Annotated in this window: 15 protein-coding genes and 1 tRNA gene; 9 read left to right on the top strand and 7 right to left on the bottom strand. The window is 62.5% G+C overall.

The features are described from left to right. Positions 1-116 precede the first annotated feature (116 nt). On the top strand, positions 117-2,717 hold the full coding sequence (gene glgP / locus MTX36_RS06810; RefSeq protein ID WP_243618995.1) for an alpha-glucan family phosphorylase: 2,601 nt from the start codon (positions 117-119) through the stop codon (positions 2,715-2,717). 68 nt (positions 2,718-2,785) lie between these two features. Here glgP and MTX36_RS06815 read toward each other — a convergent pair whose 3' ends face one another. From MTX36_RS06815 to MTX36_RS06825, 3 genes are read right to left on the bottom strand one after another with little or no spacing between them, the layout of a single operon-like run. Then, on the bottom strand, positions 2,786-4,834 hold the full coding sequence (locus MTX36_RS06815) for an ATP-dependent DNA helicase (RefSeq protein ID WP_243618996.1): 2,049 nt from the start codon (positions 4,832-4,834) through the stop codon (positions 2,786-2,788). Between the two features lie 9 nt (positions 4,835-4,843). Further along, complete coding sequence (locus MTX36_RS06820; RefSeq protein ID WP_243618997.1) at positions 4,844-5,458, bottom strand: isochorismatase family protein; 615 nt, start codon at positions 5,456-5,458, stop codon at positions 4,844-4,846. After that, positions 5,458-6,792 carry a nicotinate phosphoribosyltransferase gene (locus tag MTX36_RS06825; RefSeq protein WP_374230443.1) on the bottom strand — a complete coding sequence of 445 codons (1,335 nt, stop codon included), beginning with the start codon at positions 6,790-6,792 and terminating at the stop codon, positions 5,458-5,460. Before MTX36_RS06825 ends, MTX36_RS06820 begins: the two co-directional genes overlap by 1 nt. Positions 6,793-6,913: 121 nt before the next feature. On the opposite strand from MTX36_RS06825, the gene clpS reads away from it, so the two are divergent. The 7 genes from clpS (at position 6,914) to rdgB (ending at position 11,950) form a co-directional block, all read left to right on the top strand. Continuing rightward, complete coding sequence (gene clpS / locus MTX36_RS06830; RefSeq protein ID WP_243619220.1) at positions 6,914-7,225, top strand: ATP-dependent Clp protease adapter ClpS; 312 nt, start codon at positions 6,914-6,916, stop codon at positions 7,223-7,225. Between the two features lie 53 nt (positions 7,226-7,278). Further along, positions 7,279-7,869, top strand: coding sequence for a DUF2017 domain-containing protein (locus MTX36_RS06835; protein WP_243618999.1), 591 nt, complete (start codon positions 7,279-7,281; stop codon positions 7,867-7,869). Next, positions 7,866-8,933: a P1 family peptidase gene (locus tag MTX36_RS06840; protein ID WP_243619000.1), complete on the top strand. Its 1,068-nt coding sequence runs from the start codon at positions 7,866-7,868 to the stop codon at positions 8,931-8,933. The genes MTX36_RS06835 and MTX36_RS06840 overlap by 4 nt, the downstream gene beginning before the upstream one ends. Positions 8,934-9,002: 69 nt before the next feature. Beyond that, positions 9,003-9,647, top strand: a complete 645-nt coding sequence (locus tag MTX36_RS06845; protein WP_243619001.1) for a rhomboid family intramembrane serine protease — start codon at positions 9,003-9,005, stop codon at positions 9,645-9,647. A 112-nt stretch (positions 9,648-9,759) separates the two neighbouring features. Continuing rightward, entirely contained in the window at positions 9,760-10,518 is a 759-nt protein-coding gene (locus MTX36_RS06850) for a cyclic nucleotide-degrading phosphodiesterase (RefSeq protein WP_243619221.1), read from the top strand. Positions 10,519-10,552: 34 nt separating this feature from the next. Beyond that, a complete protein-coding gene (rph, locus tag MTX36_RS06855; protein WP_243619002.1) occupies positions 10,553-11,338 on the top strand; it encodes a ribonuclease PH in 786 nt (261 codons plus the stop codon). Positions 11,339-11,341: 3 nt separating this feature from the next. Next, entirely contained in the window at positions 11,342-11,950 is a 609-nt protein-coding gene (rdgB, locus tag MTX36_RS06860; RefSeq protein WP_243619003.1) for an RdgB/HAM1 family non-canonical purine NTP pyrophosphatase, read from the top strand. 61 nt (positions 11,951-12,011) lie between these two features. Here the strand turns inward: rdgB and MTX36_RS06865 are convergent, their stop codons facing one another. Next, complete coding sequence (locus tag MTX36_RS06865) at positions 12,012-12,404, bottom strand: DUF3817 domain-containing protein (protein WP_243619004.1); 393 nt, start codon at positions 12,402-12,404, stop codon at positions 12,012-12,014. Continuing rightward, the gene (locus MTX36_RS06870) at positions 12,401-12,796 is read right to left on the bottom strand and encodes a transcriptional regulator (protein WP_243619005.1); all 396 of its coding nucleotides are present in this window, start codon (positions 12,794-12,796) and stop codon (positions 12,401-12,403) included. Before MTX36_RS06870 ends, MTX36_RS06865 begins: the two co-directional genes overlap by 4 nt. A gap of 162 nt (positions 12,797-12,958) precedes the next feature. Between MTX36_RS06870 and ctaD the strand changes: the two genes are divergently transcribed. Beyond that, positions 12,959-14,710: a cytochrome c oxidase subunit I gene (gene ctaD / locus MTX36_RS06875; protein ID WP_243619006.1), complete on the top strand. Its 1,752-nt coding sequence runs from the start codon at positions 12,959-12,961 to the stop codon at positions 14,708-14,710. A 15-nt stretch (positions 14,711-14,725) separates the two neighbouring features. On the opposite strand, the gene MTX36_RS06880 is transcribed toward ctaD, so the two are convergent. Together MTX36_RS06880 and MTX36_RS06885 are read right to left on the bottom strand one after the other, a co-directional pair. Further along, a tRNA-Leu gene (locus MTX36_RS06880) sits at positions 14,726-14,807 on the bottom strand. A gap of 93 nt (positions 14,808-14,900) precedes the next feature. Then, on the bottom strand, positions 14,901-15,602 hold the full coding sequence (locus tag MTX36_RS06885; RefSeq protein WP_243619007.1) for a hypothetical protein: 702 nt from the start codon (positions 15,600-15,602) through the stop codon (positions 14,901-14,903). Positions 15,603-15,908: the final 306 nt, after the last annotated feature.

Below are 15,908 nucleotides of genomic sequence, written 5' to 3' on the forward strand. Positions count from 1 at the left end.
GAGTGTTACTGGTGTTGCCGAGTTCAACCGTAGTGGGTGTACCGGCATGTCGTCGCTTCCAGTGGACACGGTGCTTGTAAGGACACAGCCCGTCCAACTCGACTAGGGTTCGCGGGGTGAAAGCCTTGCGTCGGTTCACTGTCCGAGCCCACCTGCCGGAGCGCCTTGCCGCGCTCGGCCCTTTGTCCACCAACCTGCGTTGGTCCTGGCATCCCGAGACCCAGGATTTGTTCTCGCGCCTCGACCCGCAACTCTGGCAAGCGGTTCAATTCGATCCCGTTCGAATGCTGGGTGAAGTGGACCCGGCGCGACTCGACGAACTGAGTGGCGATGCCGATTTCCTTCGTGACCTCGACACTGCGGCAGTCGATCTCGACAGCTACCTGAGCACTCCGCGCTGGTACCAGGCGCAGCAGGCCAAGGGTGTTTCGCTGGCCGGCGGAATCGCGTACTTCTCCATGGAGTTCGGCGTCAGCGAAGTCCTGCCCAACTATTCCGGTGGTCTCGGCATTTTGGCCGGCGACCATCTCAAGGCTGCGTCGGATCTGGGTCTGCCGCTGATCGGTGTCGGTCTGCTCTATCGGTCCGGGTATTTCCGTCAGTCCTTGACGGCGGACGGGTGGCAGGCCGAGCACTACCCTCCCCATGATCCGCAGGGTCTGCCGCTTCGTTTGCTGACCGACGCCGGCCCGACATCAGGTGACGGGTCCCCGGTCATCATTCACGTCGCGATGCCAGGTGGGCGGGTGCTGCGCTCGCGGGTGTGGATCGCCCAGGTGGGCCGCGTTCCGCTGCTGCTTCTGGATTCCGACATCGCGGAGAACGACGCGGAGCTTCGGGGTGTCACCGATCGTCTGTACGGCGGCGATCAGGACCACCGCATCAAGCAGGAGATCCTGGCCGGAATCGGCGGCGTGCGTGCGGTTCGGGCGTACACCGCGGCCTACGGATTGCCCGATCCTGAGGTCTTCCATATGAACGAGGGCCACGCCGGGTTCCTGGGTATCGAACGAATCCGTGAACTTGTCACCACCAGCGGTCTCGACTTCGATTCCGCGCTGGCGGCGGTGCGTGCCGCCACGGTCTTTACGACGCATACTCCGGTCCCGGCCGGGATCGACCGCTTTCCGGCCGACCTGGTTCGCCACTATTTCGGCGGCTCCAACGGGGAGAACGAGTCGACGCTGCTGCCGGGCCTGACGGTTGATCGCATCGTGGGCATGGGCCGCGAATCGGACCCGTCGATCTTCAACATGGCGCACATGGGGCTTCGTCTGGGCCAGCGCGCCAACGGTGTCTCCAAATTGCACGGCATCGTCAGCCGAGACATGTTCAACGGACTCTGGCCGGGATTCGACGCCGACGAGGTTCCGATCGGCTCGGTGACCAACGGCGTCCACGCACCGACCTGGGCGGCACCGGAGTGGATGGACGTTGCGAGACGGATCGTCGGGCAGGAACAACTCGAAGAGTCTCGCGGCTGGGAGCGTCTGCAGGAGCTTTCGTCTACCGAATTGTGGAGCACGCGTAATGCGTTGCGCGGCAAGCTGGTCGACGAGGTGCGTCGACGCGTCCGAGCGTCGTGGATCGAGCGCGGCGCAACCGAAGCCGAACTTGGTTGGGTCGGTGGAGTTTTTGATCCCAACGTATTGACGGTCGGATTTGCACGGCGTGTACCGACCTACAAGCGTTTGACGCTGATGCTGCGCGATCCTGATCGTCTGCGCGCGATGCTGCTCGACGAGAAGCGTCCCGTGCAGTTGGTGGTGGCCGGTAAATCGCATCCCGCCGACGACGGTGGCAAGGCGCTCATCCAGCAGGTTGTTCGTTTTGCGGACGAGGCCGACGTGCGTCACCGCATCGTGTTCCTGCCGGATTACGACATGTCGATGGCCCGGTACCTCTACTGGGGTTGTGATGTGTGGCTGAACAATCCGCTGCGCCCGCTCGAGGCATGTGGAACGTCGGGCATGAAGTCCGCGCTCAACGGCGGGCTCAATCTGTCGATCCGCGACGGGTGGTGGGACGAGATGTACGACGGTGAAAATGGCTGGGCAATACCGACCGCCGACGGAGTTCTGGACGACGTTCGCCGCGACGATCTCGAAGCCAGCGCGCTCTACGAACTGCTCGAACATGCAGTGCTGCCCACGTTCTATGATCGTGACGCCCAGGATCTGCCAATGCGGTGGGTCGAGAAGGTTCGGCATACGCTGGAGAATCTGGGACCGAAGGTGTTGGCATCACGTATGGTTCGTGATTATGCGGTTCAGTACTACGCCCCGTCTGCGGAATCCGCACGGGCCGTAGTGGCCGACAATTTTGCCGGGGCCCGCGAGGTTGCGGAATTCCGTCGACGGATCGAATCGCAGTGGCCGTCGGTGAGTGTCGAGCAGGTTGACGGATCCGGATTGCCGGACACTCCGGAGATCGGCGCGACCATCTCGTTGAAGGCAAAGGTTCGTCTCGGTGGTCTGTCGGTCTCGGACGTCGAGGTACAGGCTGTGATCGGTCGGGTCAGCCCCGGTGAGGAACTCACCGACGTTGTGACGTTCCCGATGACACATTTCGGTTCCGAGGACGGTATCGAAATATTCGAAGCTGAAGTAGCGCTTCCGGTTTCGGGTTCGGTCGGGTACACGGTTCGAGTGCTTCCGCATCACCGGCTACTGGTGAATGCTTCCGAGCTCGGTCTGGTAACCACGCCGGCTGTGTAGCTGATTCTGCCCCGGGCTCAGTTGGGTTCGGGGCAGAACTGTGTCAGGGCCGTGAATCGACGCCCGTGTCAGGGCCGTGAGTCACGGATTCGCGTAAGCGCTTTGCGGACAACCTCCGGCTTGGTAGTCTCCCAGAACGGAGGCAACGATGCGCGCAGGTACCCCGCGTATCGCGCAGTAGCAAGGCGCGGATCGAGTACGGCCACAACACCTTTGTCGTCGACACTGCGGAGCAATCGACCAACACCCTGGGCCAGGAGCAGCGCGGCATGATTGGCGGAGACACTGAGAAAGCCGTTGCCGCCGTGGGACTCGATGGCCTGCTGGCGGGCCATCAGTAGCGGGTCGTCGGGACGCGGGAACGGAATCCGGTCCAGGATGACCAGGCTCAGTGACGGGCCGGGCACGTCGACGCCCTGCCACAGGGACAGCGTGCCGAACAGTGACGTCGCTTCGTCTTTCGCGAAGGCTTTGACGAGGGTGCCGGTGGAGTCGTCGCCTTGGCACAGGATCGGGGTGTCGAGTCGCTCACGCATCGCTTCGGACGCAGCTTTTGCGGCCCGCATCGAGGAGAACAGTCCGAGGGTGCGCCCACCCGCAGCTTCGACGAGTTCAGCAATCTCGTCGAGGTAAACCGGAGCCAAGCCGTCGCGTCCGGGCGTCGGAAGGTGCCGGGCGATGTAGATGATTCCGGCCTTGGCGTGGTCGAACGGCGAACCGACGTCGAGGGAGTTCCAGCGGAACGCCGAAGCGTCCGAGGGTGCTTCGGTGCCGACGGCGGTACCGGAGTCGGGGCGAACCGACGACTGCGACGGAAGCCCCCAGTTGACGGCAAGGCCGTCGAACGAGCCGCCGACCGTGAGTGTCGCCGACGTCAAGACTACCGTGGACTCGGCAAACAAGCGCTGGCGTAGTAGGCCACCCACGGACAGGGGAGCCATGCGGACCGATCGGCGGACATTGCCCCGGAACTCGTCGGAGGACAGCCAGACTACGTCTTTGCGCTTCGCGGGGTCGGGTTCGTCGAAGGCAGTGAGGACACGGACGGCGCTGTCGTGAATGTCGTCCACCGAGGAGAGGGCAGCATTGCGGGCAGCAGCGGCTTCGGGGTCGGCGGCCATCATGCCGGGCTTGGCCGGACCGATGGCAGTGCGGAGCGACCAGGCGGCATCGCGGATTGCGGCCAGCGCTGGAGCGGCGCCGTCGGGCAGCGACTCCCAGCGTCCGGGGCGAAGCTCCTCGAGGAGTCCGGCCCAGCCTTCGCCGGCAGCTTCGAGGCGATCGGCATCCTGTTCCTCGACGATCTTTCCGCAACGGCGCGCGGCAGCACTGATTGCCGATGCCGTGAGTTCCGCTGTCGCGACGCCGGTGACGCGGTCGACCAATTCGTGGGCTTCGTCGATGACCACGACGTCATGTTCAGGCAATATCTGAATGCCGGTGATGGCGTCGATGGCGAGCAGTGCGTGGTTGGTGACCACGACATCGGCCTTGGACGCTTCGACTCGGGCGCGCTCGGCAAAGCAGTCTTCGCCCACCGGGCACTGGTTTTTTCCGATGCACTCACGGGACGTCACACTGACCTGTCGCCAGGCCTGATCGGAGACACCGGGAACCAGTTCGTCGCGGTCACCAGTGTCGGTATCGGAGGACCACTCGGTGAGGCGAACCACTTCGCGGCCCAGACGCGAGACGGTGAACGGATCGAACAATTCATCCTCGGGTGGCTGCTCGGAAGCTCCGGTGTGAATCTTGTTCATGCAGAGATAGTTGTTGCGGCCCTTGAGAATTGCGAACTCAGCGCGTCGACCGAGCGGCTTCTTGAGCGCGTCGGCGAGGCGGGGGAGATCACGATCCACCAACTGCCGCTGCAGCGCGATGGTGGCCGTCGAGACAACGACGGTGCGCCCGGACTCGACGGCGTGACGCAGACTGGGCACCAGGTATGCCAGCGACTTACCGGTGCCCGTGCCGGCCTGGACGGCCAGATGCTCGCCGGTATCGATCGAATGCGCTACCGCCGACGCCATAGTGAGCTGGCTGGTCCGCTCGGCGCCGCCCAGAGACTGCACCGCCGCTCGGAGCAGTTCGGGGACATTCGGAAGTTGATCGGCCACCCAAGCAGGTTAGTGGATCCCTACGTCAGAAATGCCGACGCTGTGGGAAGGAGCATTCTCGTCGCGGCCTGTGAGCTGCACTCCGGCGGCCTGCATCTGCGTGATCGCGGCCTCGATGGTGGCCGGTGCCACACCGGCGGTCAGCGGAAGGAGCACTGTGGTGCCGAAGCCGGCGCGCACTGAATCGAGCGCAGTGGCCTTCACACAATGATCTGTCGCGATACCGATGACATCGACATCGGTGATGTCGTGGGCGCGCAACCACTGCTCCAACGTGGTGCCGTCGTCGGCAAAACCTTCGAACCCCGAGTAGGCCGCGCTGTACGCGCCCTTGGAGAACACGGCAGAACCCGCAACCGTCGCATCGAACGCGGGGTGGAACTCCGCGCCGTCGGTACCCACCACGCAGTGCGCCGGCCACGTGTCGACGTAATCGGGTTCCTCGGAGAAATGAGCACCCGGATCGATGTGGAAATCTCTGGTTGCGGCGACGGCGTCGTACTCGTGAGAGCCGACGTAATCATTGATCGCAGCGGCAACCGCAGCGCCGCCGTCGACGGCAAGTGTCCCGCCTTCACAGAAATCGTTCTGCACGTCGACGACGATCAAGGCACGCGCGGACATCACTGACCTCCGACAAATCGAACGGGTACCGCGGAGTCTCCGCGCGAGAGCTTCAAGCCCTCCCACGGGAGGCTGACGAGCCCGGCCTTGACGACCGCTCGACTGTCCTCGAGGGTCGGGACACCGTCGACGGTCTTGCCGCCGCGCACAAGCGGAATCATCAGTTCCGTAGCGCCCTCGGCAGCCGACACGGGAGACGGAGCGTCGGCGGGGTAGATGACTTCTTCGATGATCGTTCCGGTCGGACGGGCGACACGCAGGGCCTTCTTTGCTCCGCCGCGCGACGCCTTGTTGGTGCTGCGCTTCTCGACGGGGATTCCCTCGACCTCGACGAGCTTGTAGACCATGCCGGCAGTGGGAGCGCCCGAGCCGACAACGAGGGAGGTGCCGACGCCGTAGACGTCGACGGGTTCGGAGCGAAGGGCAGCGATCGCGTACTCGTCGAGATCACCCGAGACGACGATGCGGGTTTTGGTGGCACCGAGGTCGTCGAGTTGGCGACGCACCTGACGGGCGATCACTCCGAGGTCGCCGGAGTCGATGCGCACTCCACCGAGTTCGGTGCCGGCAACGGCGATAGCGGTCTTCACGCCTTCGGTGATGTCGTAGGTGTCGACCAGCAGGGTGGTCGAGACACCGAGCGCATTGACCTGCGCGCGGAAGGCAGCGGCCTCGTCGGTTCCGTTTTCGGTGGTGTGCAGGAGGGTGAAGGCGTGCGCGCTGGTGCCGGCGCCGGGAACGCCGTGGCGGCGGACAGCCTCGAGGTTGGAGGTGGCGTCGAACCCGGCCAGGTAGGCGGCGCGGGATGCTGCGACCGCAGCCTGCTCATGGGTGCGTCGTGAACCCATCTCGATCATCCGGCGATTGTCTGCGGCACTGACCATGCGTGCTGCAGCCGAAGCGATGGCGCTGTCGTGGTTGAGGATCGAGAGGATCAGCGTTTCGAGCAATACGCATTCCGCGAACGTTCCGCGGACCGAGAGGATCGGCGAGCCGGGGAAGTAGAAGTCCCCCTCGCGGTACCCGTCGATGTCGCCGGAGAATCGGTAGTTGCGCAGCCACTCGACCGTCGCGTCGTCCAGGAACTTCGAGACGATCGCGAGTTCGGGTTCCCCGAAGCGGAAGTGCTCCAGCGCATCCAGCACACGCTCGGTGCCGGCAACGACACCGTAGCGGCGACCGTCGGGGAGTCTGCGGGCAAAAACCTCGAAACTGCAGGTACGGAATGCAGATCCGTCGGCAAGCGCAGCCGAGAGCATGGTGAGCTCGTACTGGTCGGTGAGCAGTGCGGTACTCGCATCAGTGTCAGGACGATCGGAATTTTGCGTAGGCACGCACACAACTCTAAGCGGGAGAGTGCGTGGGTGGGTGTTGTCACCCGGTATCGCGTCGTACCCTGGAGGCATGGTTTCCGGCGGCGCGACAGTTCCCACGACCGCCTCGGCGCGCGTCTCGATGAAGGGCGCGACGGTGTCTTCACCGCGTGCCGTGCCCGAGCAGTCGGAGGCTGTCGCGACTATCGAAGCCGTCGATCGGCCCTGGGTGACCATCGTCTGGGACGACCCGGTCAACCTGATGCATTACGTCGCCTACATTTTTCAGAAGCTGTTCGGCTACAGCAAGGCCAAGGCCAACGATCTGATGATGAAGGTCCATTCGGAGGGCAAGGCCGTCGTTTCCAGCGGTTCACGCGACAAGATGGAAGCCGATGTTCGGCGCCTCCACGCGGCTGGTCTCTGGGCCACGATGCAACGCGAAGACACGTAAGTCTCGTTTACTTTCAATAAATCTCGACTCGATGACAGATGGGAGTCCGACGCGTGCGGACGTGGAGCAGGAAGAATTCACTTTCCGGAGTGAAGTTCAGATCCGAGATGGACGCTCACGAGGCAGCAGTCCTTCGTTCGCTGGTCGAGTCGGTGATCGGACTGTTGGACGAACGCGAATCGTCGGCTCCGCAGGACGAGCTTGCCGCGCTCACCGGACTGCGAACCGGGAATTCCGAGTCCCCGGATAATCCGGTGCTGGCGCGGTTGCTTCCCGATTTTCATCGGCCAGACCCCGACAAGGTGTCGCCCGATCCGGACGATCTCGACGACGCCGGCGCCAACGTCAACGGTGCCTTGCGGAGTTTGCACGAGCCCGAGATCATCGACGCCAAGAAGGCGTCGGGTCGGGCGTTGTTGGCTTCGCTCCCCGAAAGCGGCGGCAAGATCCTGTTGACGCAGGAACAAGCCGACGCATGGTTGTCGGCACTCAACGACGTACGCCTGGCTCTCGGAACCAACCTGGGGATCGACGCGGATACGCCGGAAAGTTTGGACCCTGACGACCCCCGGGCGCCTCATCTGGACGTGTATCACTGGTTGACGTGGATGCAGGATTCGCTCGTTCAGGCGCTCATGCCGTGACTGCAACGACCATCGGACCCACGGATTCATTGACCGACGTCGTCGGAATTTCGGTTGGTCACCATCACCGACTCGATGACAATGCAACCCTGGGAACTGGCTCTGCGACGGGCTGCACGGTTGTCCTTGCGCCGGCCGGAGTGGTTGCGGGAGTTGACGTTCGCGGCGGCGGACCAGGCACCCGGGAAACTGATCTGCTGGATCCGAGCCATTCGGTTCAGCAAGTCAACGCAGTGTTGCTGACCGGCGGAAGTGCCTACGGTTTAGCGGCCGCCGACGGAGTGATGCGGTGGCTCGAAGAACACGGCCACGGAATCGCGATGGGTGCACCGGGTCAGGTGGTTCCCATCGTGCCCGGCGCTGTGATCTTCGATCTTCCGGTGGGGGACTGGACGATTCGGCCCGACTCCGATTTCGGTTTTCTGGCCGCGGATACGGCGTCGAGCGAATGTGCGACCGGCACCGTGGGCGCCGGCGTCGGGGCTCGCGCCGGAGCGATCAAAGGCGGAGTCGGCACTGCAAGTGTGGTGATTGCCGACGGACCGGCGCAGGGGACAACGGTTTCGGCGCTGATCGTCGCGAACCCGGTGGGCTCGGTGTTCGATCCACGAACCGGCTTGCCGTGGGGCGTCGGATCCGACGGTGCCGAGTCCTTCGGACTGCGTCTGCCCGTGCCGTCCGAACTTGACGCCGCCAATGCCGTCGCCGCCAAGGGGACCGTTCTCAACACCACGATCGGGGTTGTGGCAACGGACGCGGCGCTGACCAAAGCCGGTTGCCGACGCGTCGCCGTCGCCGGACACGACGGTTTGGCACGGGCCATCCGGCCTGCCCACTCGCCACTCGACGGTGACACGATTTTTGCCCTTGCGACCGGAACGCACGTCCCGGAATTCGAGATCGCGGTACCGGCAGCTTTTCCGGCGGACCTGCCCATCCTTGACGCGGTGTGCGCGGCTGCCGCTCAGGTTGTCGAGCGGGCAATCGTCAAGGCAATTCTGGACGCGACCGAGGTTGCGGGTATTCCCAGCTATCGAGACTTGTTCCCGTCCGCGTTCATCTAGTTCCTCCGTACGCCCCAGGCCCGCGACGGTAATCTCGAGGTAGAAACAACTACCGTAAGGACGCCCGCGATGACGATGGATTTCAACAGTCCGGATTTCGGTGCCCGGACACCGGTTCCCACATCGAAACCACCGTCGGTGTGGAAGCAGTCCGCAGTGCTGATCGGCGGATTTGTCCTGGCGCTGTATGTCATCGAAATTGCGGACGCCATTTCCGGGCAGCACATCCAGAATGCCGGAGTCACACCTCGCACGTTGGACGGACTGTGGGGCATTCTCTTTGCGCCGGTGCTTCACGACGACTGGGCGCATCTGATTGCGAACACGATTCCCGTGCTGATTCTCGGCTATCTCGTGCTGGTGTCGGGCATCTCTCGCGGGCTCGCGGCGACGGGAATCATCTGGTTGATCGGCGGCGTCGGCGTCTGGCTTTTTGCGGGGGCCGGGTACAACCACGTCGGGGCTTCGGTACTGATCTTCGGTTGGGTCACGTATCTGTTGGTCCGAGGATTCTTCACCCGAAGTTTCACTCAGATTCTGATCGGGGTTGTTGTCTTCGTGATCTACGGCGGAGTGCTGTGGGGCGTGTTGCCGAGTGATCCACAGGTTTCCTGGCAGGGGCACCTGTTCGGCGCGATTGGCGGCGTGGTCGCTGCCTGGGCGCTGGCGTCGGGCGATCGGACCAAGCGGGCCGGCGCTGTAACTTCGTTCTGACCAGGCACTTTCGATACGGACGTGGGTCACACCCGTCGGCGGGTGTGACTTCGACTCGCAAAAACGGACGGGAGCTTTTTTGTTCGTGGGTAGACGTGGCAGCATGACCGGTATGCGCATGACCGTCCTGGGGTGTTCCGGCAGCGTCTCGGGGCCGGATTCACCGGCTTCGGGCTACTTGCTCACGGCGCCGGGTACCCCGCCGCTCGTCATAGATTTCGGCCCCGGAGTGCTGGGCGCTCTGCAGCGTTACGCAGACCCCGGCGAGGCGACGATCCTGCTCTCGCATCTGCACGCCGATCATTGTCTCGACATGCCGAGCTTGCTCGTGTGGCGTCGCTACCATCCCAATCGTCCCGAAGGTCGCGCGCTGGTTTACGGCCCGACTGACACGGCCTGCCGGATCGGGACGTCGTCCGCAGAATGCGCCGGAGAAATCGATGACATCTCCGACACCATCGACTTGAAATTGTGGGCCGAGAACGAGCCCGTCACGTTCGGTGAACTGACCGTCGTTCCGAGTCGGATGAATCATCCGCCCGAGGCCTACGGATTCCGATTCACCGACGCTGCCGGGAAGGTTCTCGTCTACACCGGAGACACCGGAATGTGCGACAACGTCGTCGAGCTTGCCCGAGGCGCCGACGTGTTGCTGTCCGAGGCGTCGTGGACCGACAGTCCTGATCGCCCCGCGGGCATTCATCTGTCGGGCAAGGAAGCCGGCCGTGTAGCCGCCCTGGCCGGTGTGAAGGAACTTCTCCTGACACACATCCCGCCGTGGACGTCCCGCGAGGACGTCATCGCCGAAGCGAAATCCGAATTCTCCGGACCGGTACACGCGGTCTCCGCGGGAAGTGTGTACGACATCTGACAGCTCGCCGGCGCGGGACGCTAGGCTCACGAAGGTGACTACACGAGAAGACGGCAGGGCGGACGACGAACTCCGCACGATCAAGATCACCCGCGGGTTCACCAGCCATCCGGCAGGCTCGGTATTGGTCGAGTTCGGGAACACCCGTGTGATGTGTACCGCCAGCGTCGAAGAAGGTGTTCCGCGGTGGCGCAAGGGTTCCGGGCTGGGCTGGCTCACCGCAGAATATGCGATGCTCCCCGCTGCGACACATACGCGCAGTGGACGCGAATCCGTCAAAGGCAAGGTCGGCGGCCGCACCCAGGAGATCAGCCGACTCATCGGTCGATCACTGCGCGCATGCATCGACCTCGCAGCAATCGGTGAGAACACCATCGCCTTGGACTGCGACGTACTTCAGGCTGACGGCGGAACCCGTACCGCCGCAATCACGGGCGCGTACGTCGCATTGGTAGACGCGGTCACCTACCTGCGTGCCGCCGACCTGTTGAGCGATCCCCAGCCGATCTCATGCGGCATCGCGGCTGTCAGCGTCGGTGTTGTCGACGGACGCGTGCGGTTGGATCTGCCCTACGAGGAGGATTCGCGTGCCGAGGTCGACATGAATGTCGTCGCGACCGACACCGGAACTCTGGTCGAGATCCAAGGCACCGGTGAGGGTGCGACCTTCCCGCGTTCGACTCTCGACAAACTGCTGGACTCCGCACTGGCCGGATGCGAGCAGATATTCGAAATTCAGAAGCTCGCGTTGGCCGAGCCCTACCCGGGTGTACTGCCCGAACCCAAGAACCCCGAACCCAAGAAGAAATTCGGTGCCTGAACTGTGAATGTCCGAGTGCTGGTTGCCAGCCGAAACGCAAAGAAATTGAAGGAACTCCACCGCGTGCTCGACGCCGCTGGAGTAAGCGGCATCGACCTCGTCGGACTCGACGAAGTGCCGCCGTTCCCGGAAGCCCCGGAGACAGGTGCGACGTTCGAAGAAAACGCACTCGCGAAGGCTCGTGATGGTGCTGCAGCTACCGGAATGCCTTGCATTGCAGACGATTCCGGTGTCGAGATCGACGCTCTCAATGCAATGCCGGGAGTATTGTCGGCCCGCTGGTCGGGAACCCACGGCAACGACGGCGCCAACACGGCGCTCGTCCTCGCGCAATTGGGCGACGTACCGGACGAGCGTCGGGGAGCGGCATTCGTTTCCGCCTGCGCACTGGTGATCCCCGGTGGTGACGAGACGGTAGTGCGCGGCGAATGGCGCGGAGTTATCGGTCGCGAACCGGCCGGCGACGGCGGGTTCGGCTACGACCCGATCTTCCGCCCCGACGGCGATACCCGCGCCGCTGCGGAATTGACGCCGGCCGAGAAGGACGCGGCTTCACACCGGGGGAGGGCCCTCGTTCAGTTGGTCCCGGCTCTGGCAGCGCTCGCAGGCTGATCCCAGCTACAACGAAGGCCCTGAACATCAATAACGTTCAGGGCCTTCGCTTTACCTGAAATTAGAGGTTGTAATCGCTTTTGACCTGGATGGTCCGCTTGTGCTCGAAGACAAATGACAGGAACGGAATGGTGCCGGCAAGTGCCGTGGCAACCGTCGTACCTGCCTTCCACCGCGCCTTGATTGCCAAGTCGACCGTGAACACCAGGTACAGCATGTAGAACAACCCGTGAATCTGGCCGATGTAGAACAGCCACGACGGAGCATCCGCGGAGTTTTCCAGGATCAGGTACTTGTAGACCATCTCGCCGGTCAGGAACAGCAGCCATAGGCCGGTGATCCACGCCAGAACGCGGTATCGAACAAGAGCCGACGCCACCTTCTTCTGCTTCTCGGACTGCTGGGCGGCAGTGCCTGCGGGGGTAGCGGTACTCGCTTCCTTGCCGGTACTCACGTAGTGCTCCTATCAGGCTCGCGAGCGGCGAGCTGCGCAAGGTAGTCGTTGTATTCGAGCATTTGGCGAGCCTCGGGATCATCGACGTCGTCGAACTCAGCCTTGGGGCGCTGCGGAAGCAGGTCAGCCGGAATCTCGCGGGGCTCAGCAGCCGATTCCTCGGCAGCAACCTCTTCGGGGTCGGCATCCTCGAGCTGCACGAACTTGCGGTAGGCGTACACCACAAACGCTGCGAAGAGTGGCCACTGGAACGCGTAACCGAGGTTCTGGCCTGAACCGCCGACGGCCTCGAAACGCTCCCACTGCCACCAGCCGAGCGCCAAGCAGCCCGCGGCTGAGACAAGGACCAGCAGAACAAGCGCAGGTCGGCGTTTCGTAGCTTTCTTGGACACACTATGACGGTACCTGAGAGCTATAGTGCCTCGCTCTGCGATCTCCGACACTGTGTCGTAGAGGCGTAGTTGCCGTGCGACGGCATGCCGTAAAGGCGTGCAGGTTTCCGGTGTCGGATCAACGGGAAGCCCCACATCACCCCTACCCAGTGATGGTGCGCAGTGACCCCAGTAGTTACAGAACTCGTTCCCTCGCGGCCCTATCCGAAGCGGCACGGGATAAAGGGTTCGTTCCTCTATTCCGCTGCCACCACCACCGACCCCAAGCAGTTGGGCGTGATGTACCTGGTCACGTCGTTCGCCTTCTTCATGTTCGGCGGATTGATGGCTCTGTTGATCCGGACCGAACTCGCCGTTCCCGGTCTCCAGTTTCTTTCGAGTGAGCAGTACAACCAGCTCTTCACCATGCACGGCACAATCATGCTGCTGCTGTACGCGACGCCGATTGTTTTCGGTTTCGCGAACTATATTCTGCCGCTGCAAATCGGTGCGCCCGACGTGGCGTTTCCGCGACTGAACGCGTTGAGTTACTGGCTCTACCTGTTCGGTGCGCTCATCACCGTCTCGGGTTTTCTCACACCCGGCGGGGCCGCCGATTTCGGCTGGACCGGATATTCCCCGCTGACCAGCGCGTTGCATTCGCCCGGCGTCGGTGCCGATCTGTGGATTATGGGGTTGGTGTTGGCCGGCGTCGGGACCATCCTCGGTGGGGTCAACATGATCACCACGGTGATCTGCCTGCGCGCACCCGGAATGACGATGTTCCGGATGCCGATTTTCACCTGGAATGTGTTCATGACCATGATCCTGGTGTTGCTGGCATTCCCAATTCTGACCGCAGCGCTGATGGGACTGCTCGTGGACCGACACCTCGGCGGTCATATCTTCGATCCCGCAAATGGTGGTGCGATCTTGTGGCAGCACTTGTTCTGGTTCTTCGGGCATCCCGAGGTGTACATCGTGGCGATACCGTTCTTCGGCATCGTGTCGGAGATATTTCCGGTCTTTTCCCGCAAACCGATCTTCGGATACCTCGGTCTGATCTACGCGACCATCGCCATTACCGCTCTCTCGGCGGCGGTCTGGGCCCATCACATGTATGCCACGGGATCTGTTCTGCTGCCGTTCTTTTCGATGATGACCTTCCTTATCGCCGTGCCGACCGGGGTGAAATTCTTCAACTGGATCGGCACGATGTGGAAGGGGCAGTTGACCTTCGAAACGCCGATGCTGTTTTCGATCGGCTTTCTGGTCACCTTCCTTTTCGGAGGCCTTTCCGGGGTGATTCTGGCGAGTCCACCACTCGACTTCCACGTCACCGATTCGTATTTTCTCGTCGCACACTTCCACTACGTGCTCTTCGGAACCATTGTCTTCGCGAGCTACGCCGGGATCTACTTCTGGTTCCCGAAAATGACCGGACGATTCATGAATGAACGTCTCGGCAGATGGCATTTCTGGACGACCTTCGTCGGTTTCCACATGACGTTTCTGGTCCAGCATTGGCTCGGCGCCGAAGGTATGCCGCGCCGGTATGCGGATTACCTGCCGTCGGACGGATTCACCACCCTGAACTCGATCTCCACGATCGGTTCGTTTGTCCTCGGGGCGTCGCTGTTGCCCTTTGTCTGGAACGTTTTCACGTCTTACCGATACGGGGAGGTTGTGACGGTCGACGATCCGTGGGGGTTCGGCAATTCACTCGAATGGGCAACCACCTGTCCGCCGCCGCGGCACAACTTCATCGAACTACCCCGAATTCGCAGCGAACGACCGGCGTTCGAACTGCACTACCCACATATGGTCGAAAGGATGAGAGCAGAAGAGCACGTCGGTAGAAGGCCGGGCGCAACAAAAACAGGAAAAACAGGTGAGCCCAACCTGTCGGCGGGCCCACCTGCTGTGAGTTCTTGAATCGAACTCGTCTTGTGCGCGAGGGGGGACTTGAACCCCCACGTCCTGAGACACTGGAACCTAAATCCAGCGCGTCTGCCAATTCCGCCACTCGCGCGCGGAACTCAAAGGATACGCGACTGCAGTACCCGTCGTAGTCACCGCCCTGGTCTAGCGGGCTCAGCGTTCAGTTAGCACTCGAAACCCCAGATCAAGCCGATTCAGCGAGGACGTCCGCCACGACAGGTTTCGATTGCCGTCGCGGTTGCTCGGCGGTGCGTTGATACCGCCAGGCCGCGTGGGTCAGGGTTGCGATTGATACGCCCAGTTCTTGGGACACTGCCGTCAGAAGTGCAGTCCCGTCAGCAGTGCTCAGTGGTTCCTCACTCCCGATTGCCTCGGCGGCAAAGCGCGTCAGTAGGTCTACAGAAGCTGGTGTGAGTGTGCCGGAAAGGAACAGCAGCAATTCGAAGGTGCGCGCTCCGAGTCCGGGCACGGAAATGATGGCATCGCGATGAGCGTCGGTGTCGCTGATGTCGCTACTGCCGGTGCATTCCGCTGCGATCAGTGCGGCAGCGGCCAGTGCGACTGCCTCGGCTTTGGTGGAGTAATTTCCCGGTACTCGCTGACGGTTGCCGAGGATGATCGCCAGTTCGTCTGCGCGGTCTGCGAAAGCTGCGAGTGCGGCTAGATCGTCAAGAGGTTCACTGGACTGGCGATAGCCGCGCCACTTGGCAATGACGGCTCGGACGCCCGTGGACGGCGTCCCGTAGGCGGCGCGGGCCGAGAAGATCGCGTCGAGAATTGCGGCTTCTGCTTCCTGCTGCCAGCCGTCGTTCCAATGTGGCCAGGCGGCGAGTGGTAGCTCGCTCTCGATGAAACTGACGGCCGATTGTGTGTTGGTGATACCCATGATTTCTCCCCCCAGAGAATGTGGTCCGAATGGACGCGCTCAACGTAGCGAGGGGGTCCGACAAGTTTGGCCGTTGAACGCATGTGACGCGCCAACCGTCAAGAGGGTCACGAATTGGTAACAATAAATATGAGGAGTTCCTCAGGTTTGTGGAAATGCAAGTAACAGTCCCTGGCAGGTGCTTTGCGACCTACTCGCGAGTCACTTTCTCGATGTGCGGTGAGGAAGATCACCGCCGGGAAAGTCCCGTAAACCGCCCCGCTGGCAAACGTGAGGAAATCCTCATGATCCTGTGCAAACCTTGTT

The organism is Rhodococcus sp. ARC_M6 (assembly GCF_022810305.1).
GTDB lineage: Bacteria > Actinomycetota > Actinomycetes > Mycobacteriales > Mycobacteriaceae > Rhodococcus_F.

What these genes read in the sequence shown, in the direction of transcription:
- MTX36_RS06885 (WP_243619007.1), bottom strand. Translation starts at nt 15,602, where the DNA reads ATGGGTATCACCAACACACAATCGGCCGTCAGTTTCATCGAGAGCGAG.
- MTX36_RS06820 (WP_243618997.1), bottom strand. Translation starts at nt 5,458, where the DNA reads ATGTCCGCGCGTGCCTTGATCGTCGTCGACGTGCAGAACGATTTCTGT.
- MTX36_RS06845 (WP_243619001.1), top strand. Translation starts at nt 9,003, where the DNA reads ATGACGATGGATTTCAACAGTCCGGATTTCGGTGCCCGGACACCGGTT.
- clpS (WP_243619220.1), top strand. Translation starts at nt 6,914, where the DNA reads ATGAAGGGCGCGACGGTGTCTTCACCGCGTGCCGTGCCCGAGCAGTCG.
- MTX36_RS06850 (WP_243619221.1), top strand. Translation starts at nt 9,760, where the DNA reads ATGCGCATGACCGTCCTGGGGTGTTCCGGCAGCGTCTCGGGGCCGGAT.